The sequence below is a fragment of the Streptomyces sp. PTY087I2 genome (genome assembly GCF_001687325.1).
Classification (GTDB): Bacteria; Actinomycetota; Actinomycetes; order Streptomycetales; family Streptomycetaceae; genus Streptomyces.
This window is the reverse complement of sequence record NZ_LZRD01000009.1, coordinates 52138-65811: the sequence shown is the minus strand read 5'-3', so window position 1 is coordinate 65811 and position 13674 is coordinate 52138. Positions and strand designations below refer to the sequence as shown.

Annotated in this window: 9 protein-coding genes; 6 read left to right on the top strand and 3 right to left on the bottom strand. The window is 71.6% G+C overall.

All coding sequences use genetic code 11. The features are described from left to right. Positions 1–127: 127 nt before the first annotated feature. A complete protein-coding gene (locus tag A3Q37_RS11600) occupies positions 128–1240 on the bottom strand; it encodes a LacI family DNA-binding transcriptional regulator (RefSeq protein WP_006126041.1) in 1113 nt (370 codons plus the stop codon). A 404-nt stretch (positions 1241–1644) separates the two neighbouring features. Here A3Q37_RS11600 and hisC point away from each other — a divergent pair, with 404 nt between their 5' ends. The 5 genes from hisC (at position 1645) to A3Q37_RS11575 (ending at position 10947) form a co-directional block, all read left to right on the top strand. Continuing rightward, entirely contained in the window at positions 1645–2724 is a 1080-nt protein-coding gene (gene hisC / locus A3Q37_RS11595; RefSeq protein ID WP_065482017.1) for a histidinol-phosphate transaminase, read from the top strand. A 286-nt stretch (positions 2725–3010) separates the two neighbouring features. Further along, entirely contained in the window at positions 3011–4522 is a 1512-nt protein-coding gene (locus A3Q37_RS11590; protein WP_065482014.1) for a cytochrome ubiquinol oxidase subunit I, read from the top strand. 16 nt (positions 4523–4538) lie between these two features. Then, on the top strand, positions 4539–5540 hold the full coding sequence (gene cydB, locus A3Q37_RS11585; protein WP_065482009.1) for a cytochrome d ubiquinol oxidase subunit II: 1002 nt from the start codon (positions 4539–4541) through the stop codon (positions 5538–5540). Positions 5541–5627: 87 nt separating this feature from the next. Further along, positions 5628–9152, top strand: a complete 3525-nt coding sequence (cydD, locus tag A3Q37_RS11580) for a thiol reductant ABC exporter subunit CydD (RefSeq protein WP_065482001.1) — start codon at positions 5628–5630, stop codon at positions 9150–9152. An 88-nt stretch (positions 9153–9240) separates the two neighbouring features. After that, a complete protein-coding gene (locus A3Q37_RS11575) occupies positions 9241–10947 on the top strand; it encodes a GAF domain-containing sensor histidine kinase (RefSeq protein ID WP_065481998.1) in 1707 nt (568 codons plus the stop codon). A 60-nt stretch (positions 10948–11007) separates the two neighbouring features. Here the strand turns inward: A3Q37_RS11575 and A3Q37_RS11570 are convergent, their stop codons facing one another. After that, positions 11008–11877, bottom strand: a complete 870-nt coding sequence (locus tag A3Q37_RS11570; protein ID WP_065482544.1) for a Cof-type HAD-IIB family hydrolase — start codon at positions 11875–11877, stop codon at positions 11008–11010. Between the two features lie 151 nt (positions 11878–12028). Between A3Q37_RS11570 and A3Q37_RS11565 the strand changes: the two genes are divergently transcribed. Next, the gene (locus A3Q37_RS11565) at positions 12029–12931 is read left to right on the top strand and encodes an LLM class flavin-dependent oxidoreductase (RefSeq protein ID WP_065481996.1); all 903 of its coding nucleotides are present in this window, start codon (positions 12029–12031) and stop codon (positions 12929–12931) included. Between the two features lie 59 nt (positions 12932–12990). On the opposite strand, the gene A3Q37_RS11560 is transcribed toward A3Q37_RS11565, so the two are convergent. Further along, positions 12991–13533 carry an RNA 2'-phosphotransferase gene (locus A3Q37_RS11560; protein WP_065481994.1) on the bottom strand — a complete coding sequence of 181 codons (543 nt, stop codon included), beginning with the start codon at positions 13531–13533 and terminating at the stop codon, positions 12991–12993. Positions 13534–13674: the final 141 nt, after the last annotated feature.

Here is a 13674-nt window from a genome sequence, read left to right as displayed (position 1 = left end):
CTGGTAGAGGTGGTCCGCGGTGTCGTGCGCCCATCATAGGAATGCGGATCGATCTGTGTGACGCACCAGGGGTGGTGAATCCGGGCGCACGCACGGTTCACCGGCCGATTGGTCCGAAAAGAGACGATCAATCCCCGCTGGGGGAGCGCGGCGCGCTGACCGTGGTGCGCGGTGGGCGGCGTTGCGAGGAGGTCCGGACGATGAGCTCCGTCGGTATGACCTGCTCGACCGGCCCGTCGTGCTCGACCCCTTCGATGGCGTCGATGAGGAGCTGGACGACGGCCGTGCCGATCCGGCGGGGCTTCAGCGAGAGCGTGGTGATGGGCGGCTCGGTGGCCGCGTACACGGTGGACTCGCTGCAACAGACCAGCAGCAGGTCCTCGGGGACGCGCAGCCCGTAGCGGCGGGCCGCCGCGAGGAGGTCGGTCCCGTTGGGGTCGAAGAGCCCGTATACCGCGTCGGGGCGGTCCGGGCGGGCGAGCAGCCGGTCGGCGGCGACGGCCCCCGCGCAGGGGTCGTGGGCCGGGTAGGACTCGTAGACGGGGTCCTGGCCGACCCGCTCGCACCAGTGGAGGTAGGCGGTGGTGGACAGCCGGGTGTACGTGTCGGTGGTGTTGCCGGTCAGCAGGCCGATGCGGCGGGCCCCGGCGGCGGCGAGATGGTCGAGGAGGTCGAGCACGGCGGCCCGGTGGTCGTTGTCGACCCAGGCGGTGACGGGGAGCGTCCCGGCCGGGCGGCCGTCGGAGACGACGGGCAGTCCCTGGCGGACGAGTTCGGTGACGACCGGGTCCTGGTCGGAGGGGTCGATGACGACGGTGCCGTCGAGCGCGACGTTCGACCAGACGTCGTGCCGGGAGGTGGCGGGGAGGATGACGAGGGCGTAGCCGCGGGCCAGCGCCGCGGAGGTCGCGGCTCTCGCCATCTCCGCGAAGTAGGCGAATTCGGTGAAGGTGAAAGGTTCATTCCCGTACGTGGTCACGGTCAGGCCGATCAGTCCCGACTTGCCCGTACGGAGAGTTCGGGCCGCGGCGGACGGGCGGTAGCCCAGGCGCTCGGCGACCTCACGGACATGGCGGCGGGTGGCGTCCGGGAGCCTGCCCTTGCCGTTGAGCGCGTCGGAGACGGTCGTGATCGAGACTCCGGCCGCGGCGGCCACGTCACGGATCCCCGCCCGTCCCGGCCGGCCGCTGCGCCGGGGGGTCTCCGTCCGGCTCACCTGGTGCTTCCCTGCTGCTGTCATGGCGAGCCGATAGTAGGGCTCCGAGGGGTGGTCGGTCCGGTCGCATATGCACACGTTGACAGGCACGTTTCTGCAAGGTCACGGCCCATCAGATTCCTTTCAATGCAAGGCAGTTGAACGTTATTGCATGCATCTATCAGGTATCGAAGGGTGGCAGCCTGCTGAATGTGCGATGTCTCGAAGAGGTCTCAACTCACCACTTCGGGGGACGCGCGCCACGGCGCGAGCCACCGGCGCGCGCCGGAACCGGAAACGCTCCCCCGGGCGGAGCCCCCGGACCGCCCCGGGCGGGGTCCCATTCCCGGGCACTGCGGTCGATTTCCCGCTCAGGCCATTCGCAGCGAGGGCCAATCCTCATAAGGTGTGCAGTATTGCTGTGAACGGACGGTCGAGGAGGACCTGCGGTGAGCGAGACGAGCCCCAAGCTGCGCGCCGAGCTGGACGGCGTTCCCGCCTATGTGCCGGGCAAGCCGGCGGCGGCCGGCGGACCGGTCGCGTACAAGCTGTCCTCCAACGAGAATCCCTATCCGCCGCTGCCGGGCGTCCTGGAGTCGGCGCTCACGGCCGCGGGGAACTTCAACCGCTACCCGGACCTGGCGTGCACCGGCCTGGTGAACGAGCTGGCCGAGCGTTTCGGTGTGCCTCTGTCGCACCTCGCCACCGGAACGGGCTCGGTGGGGGTGGCCCAGCAGCTGCTCCAGGCCACGTCGGGCCCCGGTGACGAGGTCATCTACGCCTGGCGGTCCTTCGAGGCGTACCCGATCATCACCCAGGTCAGCGGCGCGACCTCGGTCCGGGTGCCGCTGACCGAGGGCGATGTGCACGACCTCGACGCGATGGCGGCGGCGATCACCGACCGGACCCGGCTGATCTTCGTCTGCAACCCCAACAACCCCACCGGCACGGTGGTGCGCCGGGCCGAGCTGGAACGGTTCCTCGACCGGGTGCCGAGCGATGTGCTGGTGGTGCTGGACGAGGCGTACAAGGAGTTCATCCGCGACGCCGATGTGCCCGACGGCATCGAGATCTACCGTGACCGGCCCAATGTGGCCGTGCTGCGGACCTTCTCCAAGGCGTACGGCCTGGCCGGGCTGCGGGTCGGGTTCGCCGTGGCGCACGAGCCGGTGGCCGCGGCGCTGCGGAAGACCGCCGTCCCCTTCGGTGTGAGCCAGCTGGCCCAGGACGCGGCGGTGGCCTCGCTCCGCGCGGAGGACGAGCTGCTGGGCCGGGTCGGTTCGCTGGTCGCCGAGCGCGCCCGGGTGAGCGCGGAGCTGGCGCGCCAGGGCTGGACGGTGCCGGAGTCGCAGGCGAACTTCGTCTGGCTGCGGCTCGGCGAGCGGACCGTCGACTTCGCGAAGGCCTGTGAGCGGGCCGGTGTGGTCGTCCGCCCGTTCGCGGGCGAGGGCGTACGGATCACGATCGGCGAGACCGAGGGCAACGACCTGTTCCTCAAGGCGGCGGAGGCGTTCCGCGCGGAGCTGTAGGGCTTCTCGGCGCGCCGCCGTTACGACCGGGTGGGCCCCGGACCTCGATCGACGAGGTCCGGGGCCCTTTGTGTGCGCCGAGGTCGGCAGCAAGGAGCCGAGAGCCCGACAGCACGGGGCGGAGCCCGAAAAGGGGTACCCCCGGCGAAGGGTCCGAAAGTGTGTGCGCCATAATTGCTTGTGAATGTGAACGCGTTCACAAGCGTGCCCCGCTTCCTCCCGTAATCGGGGGAATCAAAGGGGCATAGTGCCGGTGTGACCACGGCGATGTAAGGAGACTGACGACGTGGACCTAGCTCTGGCGCCGGAGACCCTGGCGCGATGGCAGTTCGGCATCACCACCGTCTACCACTTCCTCTTCGTCCCCCTGACGATCTCGCTCGCCGCGCTCACCGCCGGCTTGCAGACCGCCTGGGTGCGGACGGAGAAGGAGAAGTACCTCAGGGCGACCAAGTTCTGGGGCAAGCTGTTCCTGATCAACATCGCCATGGGCGTCGTCACGGGCATCGTCCAGGAGTTCCAGTTCGGGATGAACTGGTCCGACTACTCGCGCTTCGTCGGCGACATCTTCGGCGCTCCGCTCGCCTTCGAGGCGCTGATCGCCTTCTTCTTCGAGTCCACCTTCATCGGTCTGTGGATCTTCGGCTGGGACAAGCTCCCGAAGAAGATCCACCTGGCCTGCATGTGGATGGTCTCGATCGGCACGATCCTCTCCGCCTACTTCATCCTGGCCGCCAACTCCTGGATGCAGCACCCGGTCGGCTACCGGATCAACGAGGAGCGCGGCCGCGCCGAGCTCACCGACTTCTGGCGGGTGCTCACCCAGGACACCGCCGTCACCCAGTTCTTCCACACCATCACGGCGGCGTTCCTGGTCGGCGGGGCCTTCATGGTCGGCATCGCCGCGTTCCACCTGGCGCGCAAGAAGCACATCCCGGTGATGCGGACCTCGCTGCGCCTGGGGCTGATCACCGTCGTGGTCGCCGGACTGCTCACCGCCGTGAGCGGCGACAGCCTCGCGAAGGTCATGTTCCGGCAGCAGCCGATGAAGATGGCCGCCGCCGAGGCCCTGTGGGACGGTCAGGAACGGGCGCCCTTCTCGATCTTCGCGTACGGGGACGTCAGCAAGGGCCACAACTCCGTGGAGATCTCGCTTCCCGGGATACTGTCCTTCCTCGCCAACAACGACCCGAACTCCTATGTCCCGGGCATCAACGACATCAACAAGGACTCCCAGGAGAAGTACGGTCCCGGCGACTACCGGCCCAACATCCCGGTCGCGTTCTGGAGCTTCCGGTGGATGATCGGCTTCGGGATGGCCTCCTTCGGCCTCGGCCTCCTGGGGCTCTGGCTGACCCGGAAGAAGTTCCTGCTGCCACCGGCGCTGCGGACCGGTGAGGACGAGGTGCCGCATCTGGTCCTGTTCCGGAACAAGGCACTGAGCCCGAGGCTCACCAAGCTCTACTGGCTCGTCGCGCTCTGGACGCTGCTCTTCCCGCTGATCGCCAACTCCTGGGGCTGGATCTTCACCGAGATGGGCCGCCAGCCCTGGGTGGTCTACGGAGTGCTGGAGACGCGTGCCGGGGTCTCCCCCGGTGTCTCGCAGGGCGAGGTGCTCACCTCGATGATCGTCTTCACCCTGCTGTACGCGGTGCTCGCCGTGATCGAGGTGAAGCTGCTCGTGAAGTACATCAAGGCCGGGCCGCCGGAGCTGACCGAGGACGACCTCAACCCGCCCACGAAGATCGGCGGCCACGACGACGAAGACGCCGACCGGCCGATGGCCTTCTCGTACTGAGCACAGGAGCTGAGAGATGGAACTCCACGACGTCTGGTTCGTGCTCATCGCCGTCCTCTGGACCGGCTACTTCTTCCTGGAGGGTTTCGACTTCGGCATCGGGGTCCTCACCAAACTGCTGGCCCGCGACCGCAAGGAGAAGCGGGTCCTGATCAACACGATCGGGCCCGTCTGGGACGGCAACGAGGTCTGGCTGCTCACCGCGGGCGGCGCGACCTTCGCCGCCTTCCCCGAGTGGTACGCCACCCTCTTCTCCGGCTTCTATCTGCCGCTGCTGATCATCCTGTTCTGCCTGATCGTGCGGGGCGTCGCCTTCGAGTACCGCGCCAAGCGGCCCGAGGAGCGGTGGCAGACGAACTGGGAGACCGCGATCTTCTGGACCTCGCTGATCCCCGCCGTGCTGTGGGGGGTGGCGTTCGGGAACATCGTCCGGGGCGTGAAGATCGACGCCGACATGGAGTACGTCGGTAACTTCTGGGATCTCCTCAACCCGTACGCGATCCTCGGCGGCCTCGTCACGCTCACCCTCTTCACCTTCCACGGAGCGGTGTTCGCCGGTCTCAAGACGGCGGGCGACATCCGGGTGAGGGCCCGCGCCCTGGCACTGAAGCTGGGACCCGTCACCGCGCTCCTCGCGCTGGGCTTCCTGCTCTGGACCCAGGCCGACAACGGGGACGGCTGGAGCCTAGGGGCCCTGATCGTGGCGGTGGTGTCGCTGCTGGCTGCGATCGGAGCCGTCGCCAAGGGACGGGAGGGCTGGTCGTTCGCGTTCTCGGGCGTGACGATCGCGGCGGCGGTCGCGATGCTCTTCCTGACGCTCTTCCCGAACGTCATGCCGTCCTCGCTGAACGACGCCTGGAACCTCACCGTCACCAACGCCTCGTCCAGCCCGTACACGCTCAAGATCATGACCTGGTGCGCGGGCATCGCCACGCCCGTCGTGCTGCTCTACCAGAGCTGGACCTACTGGGTCTTCCGCAAGCGCATCGGCACCCAGCACATCGCCGACGCGCACTGATTCCGGTGAGCCGCTGCGGGCCCCGTGAGGCCCGCAGCGGCTCCCGATCCCGCAGAGCTCACCGACCCCGCCGGGGGGATGTTTCACGTGAAACCGATCGATCCGCGTCTGCTCCACCACGCACGGGCCACCCGCCTCTTCCTGGCGGCCGTGGTGGCGCTCGGCCTGGTCGGCGCCCTGTTGGTGATCGCTCAGGCGATGCTCATCGCCGAGATCGTGGTGGGCGGTTTCGAGGACGGGCTCACGGTCACCGAGCTGCGGACCCCTCTCCTGCTGCTCGCGGCGGTCGCGCTGGGCCGGGCCCTGGTCGCCTGGCTCACCGAGCTGGCCGCCCATCGCGCCAGCGCGGCCGTCAAGTCCGAACTGCGTGGCCGGCTCCTGGAGCGGGCCACGCGGCTGGGCCCCACTTGGCTGAGCGGACAGCGCACCGGTTCGCTGGTCGCGCTGGCGACCCGGGGGATCGACGCGCTCGACGACTACTTCGCCCGCTATCTCCCGCAGCTCGGCCTCGCGGTGGTCGTGCCGGTGGCGGTGCTGGCCCGGATCGTCACGGAGGACTGGGTCTCGGCGGCGATCATCGTCGTCACGCTGCCGCTCATCCCGCTGTTCATGATCCTGATCGGCTGGGCCACCCAGTCGCGGATGGACCGTCAGTGGCAGCTGCTGTCCCGGCTCTCCGGGCACTTCCTGGACGTCGTCGCCGGGCTGCCGACCCTGAAGGTCTTCGGGCGGGCCAAGGCCCAGGCCGCCTCGATCCGCACGATCACCTCCGACTACCGCCGGGCCACCCTGCGCACCCTGCGGATCGCCTTCCTCTCCTCGTTCGCCCTGGAGCTGCTGGCGACCCTGTCGGTGGCGCTGGTCGCCGTCACCATCGGCATGCGGCTTGTCCACGGTGAACTCGACCTCTACACCGGCCTGGTGGTCCTGATCCTGGCCCCGGAGGCGTATCTGCCGATCCGCCAGGTCGGGGCGCAGTACCACGCTGCGGCCGAGGGGCTCTCGGCCGCCGAGGAGATCTTCGCGGTCCTGGAGACCGAACCCCGGGCTTCGGGCACCGAGGACGTCCCGGACACGCTGCGCCTGGAGCTGGCGGACGTGACCGTACGCCACGAGGGCCGCGCCGCACCGTCGTTGGACGCCGCGTCGCTCACCGTGGAGCCGGGGGAGACCGTCGCCCTGGTCGGCCCGAGCGGCGTCGGCAAGTCCACCCTGCTGAACGTGATCCTGGGCTTCGCCCGGCCCGACGAGGGGCACGTACGGGTCGGGGAGAGGGACCTCGCGGAGCTGGACCCGGAACGCTGGCGGAGCCGTATCGCCTGGGTCCCCCAGCGCCCCCATCTCTTCGCGGGCACGATCGCCGAGAACGTCCGCCTCGCCCGGCCCGACGCCGACGACGAGGCGGTCGTCGCGGCGCTGCGGGACGCGGGCGCGTACGACTTCGTCGCCGCGCTGCCGGACGGGATGCTGACCGCGCTCGGCGAGGACGGCGCCGGGCTCTCCGCGGGCCAGCGTCAGCGCCTTGCCCTCGCCCGGGCGTTCCTCGCCGACCGGCCGCTCCTGCTGCTGGACGAGCCGACCGCGAGCCTGGACGGTGAGAGCGAGGAGGGCATCGTCGACGCCGTACGGAGGCTGGCCGCCGGGCGGACCGTGCTGCTGGTCGTCCACCGCCCGGCGCTGCTGGCGGTCGCCGATCGTGTGGTGGCGCTGGAGCCGCGCACCGATGCCCGTACGGAGACGTACGGGAAGCCCGTCGCAGGCCTCGCGGCCCCGGGGCCCGCCGTACCGGAGCCTCTCGCCGGCGGCGAACTGCCGACCGCCCGGTCCGCGGAGTCCCCCGACTCCCCCGCGCCGGCCGGGACCCGCCCGGGCCGGGTGCTCGCCCGGGTCCGCGCGTCGGCCGGGGCGCAGCGCGGACAACTGACCCTGGCCCTGCTGCTGGGCAGCCTGGCCGTCGGGTCGGCCGTGGGGCTCATGGCGGTCTCCGGCTGGCTGATCTCCCGCGCCTCCGAAGAGCCGCCGGTCATGTACTTGATGATGGCGGTCACCGCGACCCGCGCCTTCGGCATCGGGCGGGCCGTCTTCCGCTACGCCGAGCGGCTCGTCTCGCACGACGCCGTACTGAAGCTCCTGGCGAGCCTGCGCGTCGCCGTCTACCGGGGCCTCGAACGCATCGCTCCCGCCGGTCTGCGCACCACCCGGCGCGGCGACCTGCTGTCCCGCCTCGTCGCCGATGTGGACGCGCTCCAGGACTACTGGCTGCGCTGGCTGCTGCCCGCCTCCACCGCCGTCGTGGTGGGGACCGCCGCCGCCGGGTTCACGGGCCGGCTGCTGCCGGAAGCGGGCGTGATCCTCGCGGCCGGTCTGCTGCTCGCCGGGGTCGGCGTCCCGCTCGTCAGCGGCGCCTGTGCCCGCCGTACGGAGCGTCAGCTCGCTCCCGCCCGCGCCACCCTGGCGACCCGGGTCACCGATCTGCTCGGCGGCACCGCCGAACTGACCGTCGCGGGCGCCCTGCCCGCCCGGCAGGAGCAGTTGCGCGCGGCCGACACCCTCCTGACCCGGATCGCCTCCCGGGCGGCCGCCGCGACGGCGCTGGGCGGCGGTCTCTCCGCCCTGGTCTGCGGGCTCACCGTGGTGGCCGCCGCGGCCGTCGGCGTCCCCGCCGTCAACGACGGACGGCTGTCCGGGGTCGCGCTCGCCGTGGTGGTGCTGACCCCGCTCGCCGCCTTCGAGGCCGTCGCCGGGCTGCCGCTCGCCGTGCAGTACCGCCGGCGGGTCGCCCGGAGCGCGGAGCGGGTGTTCGAGGTGCTGGACGCCCCCGTCCCCGTACAGGAGCCGCGGACTCCGGCCGAGGAGCCCGGCTCGCCCTTCCCGCTGGAGGTACGGGGGCTGAGCGCCCGCTACCCGGGGGCCGGGCAGGACGCGCTGGCCTCGCTGGACCTGACGCTCACGCGCGGGCGGCGCATCGCGGTCGTGGGCCCCTCCGGCTCGGGCAAGACGACGCTGGCCCAGGTCCTCCTGCGCTTCCTGGACGTCTCGTCGGGGACGTACCGGCTCGGCGGCGTCGAGGCGTCCGCCCTGGACTCGGACACGGTCCGGCGCTCGGTCGGGCTGTGCGCCCAGGACGCCCACGTCTTCGACAGCACGATCCGCGAGAACCTGCGCCTGGCCCGGCCCGGGGCGACCGACGCCGAACTGGGCGACGCGCTCGCCCGGGCCCGGCTCCTGGACTGGGTGCGGGCCCTGCCGGAAGGCCTCGACACGGCCGTCGGCGAGCACGGCGCCCGGCTCTCCGGAGGCCAGCGCCAGCGCCTCGCCCTGGCCCGCGCGCTGCTCGCCGACTTCCCCGTACTCGTCCTGGACGAGCCCGCCGAACACCTCGACCTGCCGACCGCCGACGCCCTCACGGCCGACCTGCTGGCTGCGACCCGGGGCTGTGCGACCGTCCTCATCACCCACCGGCTGACCGGCCTGGAGGCGGTCGACGAGGTGCTGGTGCTGGACGCGGGCCGGGTCGTGCAGCGCGGACCGTACGCCGAACTGGCCGCCCAGGACGGGCCGCTGCGTCGCATGCTGGAGCGCGAACGCGAGACGGCGGGGGCGGGGGTGTAGAGCGGTGGGGGACACAGGCTCGACGTCGGGCGGTCAGCACATACATTCCCGACTTTCGCCCTGTATCGGCACTAATTAGGCTCGGGCCATGGCAGAGCCCGACCCGAAGGACTCCCTGGACGCCGCCACCCGGGCCACCCGCAGCCTCCAGGGGCTGTCCACCGAGCTGACCGCGCGGGTGCCGCAGCTCCTGGAGGCGATGCGGTCCGTCGGCGCGGGGCTGGAACTGCACTCCACCCTGGACCGGATCTGCGAGACGGCCGCCGAACTGGCCCACGCCCGGTACGCGGCCATCGGCGTCGTCGACGAGCTGGGCGAGGGTCTTTCGGACTTCGTCACCTACGGCGTTCCGCAGGACGTGGCCGAGGAGATCGGGCGACGGCCCGACGGGCACCGGGGGCTGCTCGGCGCGCTGATCCACGACCCCGCCCCGGTCCGGCTGGCCGATCTGTCCGCCGACCCGCGGTCCGCCGGGTTCCCGCCGGGACACCCTCGGATGCGGTCCTTCCTCGGGGTGCCCATCCGGGTCCAGGGGGAGATCTTCGGCAACCTCTACCTCACCGAGAAGCACGGCGGCGCGGAGTTCAGCGACTACGACCTCCACATGGTCCGGGTGCTCGCCACGGAGGCCGGCATCGCCATCGGCAACGCCCGGCTGTACGAGGCGGCGCGGCAGCGGGAGCACTGGATCGACGGTTCGGTCGCGGTCACGACGGCCCTCCTGTCGGGCGGGGACGCCGACGAGGCCCTGTCCGTGGTCGCCGAACAGGCCCGCCGGCTCGCCGACGCCGCCGCCGGGATCGTGCTGCTGCCCGCCGAGGGGGGCGGTCTGGAGATCGTCGCCGTGTCGTCCGAGGACCCCTCGTCCTCGCTCGGGGTGATCATCCCGGCCCGGAGCGCGGTGGTGGCGAGACTCCTCGCGGGCGAGGCGGTGTTCATCGAGGACTCGGCCTCCGACGCCCGGATGGTGACCCGGCTGGCCGACCGGTTCGGCCCCAGCATGCTGCTGCCGCTCCAGAGCGGCGGCCGGGTGCTCGGTGCGCTGGCCACCCCCCGCTCCCGGGGCGCGCGCCCGTTCACGGAGGCCGAGCGGACGCTCGCCACACAGTTCGCCTCCCAGGCGGCGCTCGCGCTGATGATGGCCGAGGCGCAGCGGGACCGGGAGCGGCTCGCGGTGTACGAGGACCGCGACCGGATCGCCCGCGACCTCCACGACCTGGTCATCCAGCGGCTGTTCGCCACGGGGATGATGCTGGAGAGCGCCCAGCGCAGATCGGTGGTGCCCGAGGTGCGGACCGGCGTCGGCCGGGCGGTCGACGAACTGGACGTGACGATCCAGGAGATCCGGACGGCGATCTTCGCGCTCCAGCAGGAGCCGGCCGAGGCCCCCTCGGGGCTGCGGACCCGTGTCCTGCGGGAGATCAACATGGCGGCCGTCCCGCTCGGTTTCAAGCCCTCGCACCGCTTCCTGGGCCCGGTGGACTCGCTCGTCGGCGAGCTGACCGGCAAGAACCTGGTCGCCGCGTTGCGCGAGGCGCTCTCCAACGCGTTCCGGCACGCGGAGGCGTCGCTGATCGATGTGGTCGTCGACGCGACGGTGACGCTGCCGGACGGGCGGGCCGCGGTCCGGCTCTCGGTCGCCGACGACGGGGTGGGCATCCCGGAGGGCGGTCGGCGCAGCGGGCTGCGCAACCTGGCCCGCCGGGCCGAGTCCCTGGGCGGGTCCAGCCGGATCGAGCCGGGCATCGGGGAGGGCGGCGGCGGTACGACGGTGGTGTGGGAGGCGCCGCTGTGAGGGGGCGCCTTCCCGTTGTGCCGGCTGTGAGCGGTCGTCTCCCCGTTCTGCCGAAAGGTTTCAGCAGGCGTCTGCGCGGCCCTCCGCGCGGGCGGCGAGGATCCGCTCGATGACGATCGCCACCCCGTCCTCCTCGTTGGTCGCGGTCCGGCCCGTGGCGGCGGCCAGCACGTTCGGGTGGGCGTTGCCCATGGCGAAGGAGGCGCCGGCCCAGCCGAGCATCTCGATGTCGTTGGGCATGTCGCCGAAGGCGACCACCTCGGCGGGAGCGATGCCGCGCTCGGCACAACAGGCGGCCAGGGTCGTGGCCTTGGAGACGCCGAGCCCGCTGACCTCCAGCAGCGCGGACGGGCTGGAGCGGGTGATGGACGCCCGGTCGCCGGCCGCCGTACGGGCCAGGTCCAGGAAGGCGTCGGGTGCCAGCTCGGTGTGGTGGGCCAGCAGCTTGAGCACGGGCGCGCCAACGCCCGGGGCGTCCTCGTGCAGCAGCTTCTCGGCGACGGCGACCGAGGCTCCCGGGTCCAGGTGGAACGGCGGGTAGGCCGGTTCGTAGTTGATGCCGGTGGTCATCTCGACGGCGAAGGAGGTGCCGGGGGCCGCCTCGCGCAGGGTGCGCACGACGTGGAGGGCGGCGTCGCGCTCCAGCGCCCGTACGGCGAGGAGGTCGCCGTCCGTCCGCAGATCGGTGACCACGGCGCCGTTGGCGCAGATCGCCGTGCCGTGGCTCTGGACGTGGTTGCGTACGACGTCCATCCAGCGGGTCGGCCGGCCGGTGACGAAGAAGACCTCGATCCCGGCCTCCTCGGCCGCCGCGAGGGCCGCGACGGTGCGCGCGGACAGTGTCTTGTCGTCGCGCAGCAGGGTGCCGTCGAGGTCGGTGGCGATCAGCCGGGTCACGGCGGGAAGAGGCGTATCGGTCACTGAGGTCACCGGGTCATTCTCGCCCACGAGGGTGCACGGGCGTGCGAAGGGGCGCACATTTGAGTGGGTGAGGGCGCTGATCTGCGGAAAAGTCCTCTGGCATATGCCAACGCCATCGGGGGTGGTCGCGGAGTGTGGGCACGGCCGTAGGCTCAGGGGCATGAGCCCCCGTCTGAGCACCGTGATTCTTCCCGTCGACCGCTGGAACGAGGGCGGCCGCGACCGCTGGCAGCGCGCGGAGGAGCTGGGCTTCCACACCGCGTACACCTATGACCACCTGTCCTGGCGGACCTTCCGGGACGGCCCGTGGTTCGGGGCGCTGCCCACGCTCACCGCCGCGGCGACGGCCACCGAACGGCTGCGGCTCGGCACCCTCGTGACCTCGCCGAACTTCCGCCACCCGGTCACGCTGGCCAAGGAGCTCATCTCCCTGGACGACATCTCGGGCGGCCGGATCACGCTCGGCATCGGCGCCGGGGGCAGCGGCTTCGACGCCACCGCCCTGGGCCAGGAGGCCTGGACCCCGCGCGAACGCGCCGACCGGCTCGCCGAGTTCGTACCGCTCCTGGACCGCCTGCTCACCGAGGACGCGGTGACCGAGCGTGGCACCTACTACGCCGCGGACGAGGCCCGCAACATCCCCGGCTGTGTCCAGCGCCCCCGGCTGCCCTTCGCGGTCGCCGCGACCGGGCCGCGCGGGCTGAAGCTCGCCGCCCGCCACGGGCAGGCGTGGGTCACCACCGGCGACCCGAAGCTGTACGAGAACGGCACCCCGGAGGAGTCGCGGGCCGCGCTGCGGGCGCAGAGCGAGAAGTTCACGGCGGCCTGCGCGGAGATCGGCCGGGACGCCTCGGAGCCGGACCGGGTCCTGCTGACCGGCTTCACCCCGGACCGCACCGCCCCGCTGGAGTCCGTGGACGCGTTCGTCGACTTCGCGGGGCGCCATGCGGAGCTGGGCTTCACCGAGATCGTCATCCACGCCCCGATCCCGGACTCGGTCTTCGACGTCGACCCGAAGGTCTTCGAGCGCATCGCCACGGAGGCGCCCGCGCAGCTGGCGTGAGCCTGCGGGTTTCCTGCCCGGCCGGGGCCTCAGCCGCGCGGTTCCTGCTGCTGCGGCCCTCAGTCGCGCAGGAGCAGGAACTCCGGCGGTACGGCGTCGGCGAGCCAGACGCCGTTGGCGCTGACCCGGAAGACGTGGCCGGCGCGGTGCATCGCGCCCGCGTCCACGGTGAGGACGAGGGGGCGGCCGCGGCGGGCGCCGACCCGGGTGGCCGTCTCCCGGTCGGGCGACAGGTGCACATGGTGGCGGGTCATGGGGCGCAGGCCCTCCGCCCGGATCGCGTCCATCACCCGGGCGACCGTGCCGTGGTAGAGGTACGCGGGCGGCTCGGCCGGCGGCAGGTCCAGGTCCACGGCGACGGTGTGGCCCTGATTGGCGCGGATGCGGTCGCCGTCCACCGTGAAGCGGCGCTTGTCGTTGGTGGCGACCGCGTGGTCGAGCTCGGCGCGGGTGAGGGCGAAGCCGTGCCGGGCCGCGGCACGCAGCACATCGTCGACCGGCACCCAGCCGTTCTCGTCGAGGGTGATGCCGATGCGTTCCGGCTGGTGCCGCAGATGTTTCGAGAGGTACTTGGACACCTTGACGGTGCGTCGTTCGTCCATCCCGCCAGAGTGCCCGTGCGCGGTTCATCGGTGCATCCGGATTTCTTACAGGCTTCTTTTCGTCTTTCTCCGCACCGATGTTTGATCCACAGCCAACTCGACTTATCCACAGGCTATTTGACGACTCTGTGGACAACTGGT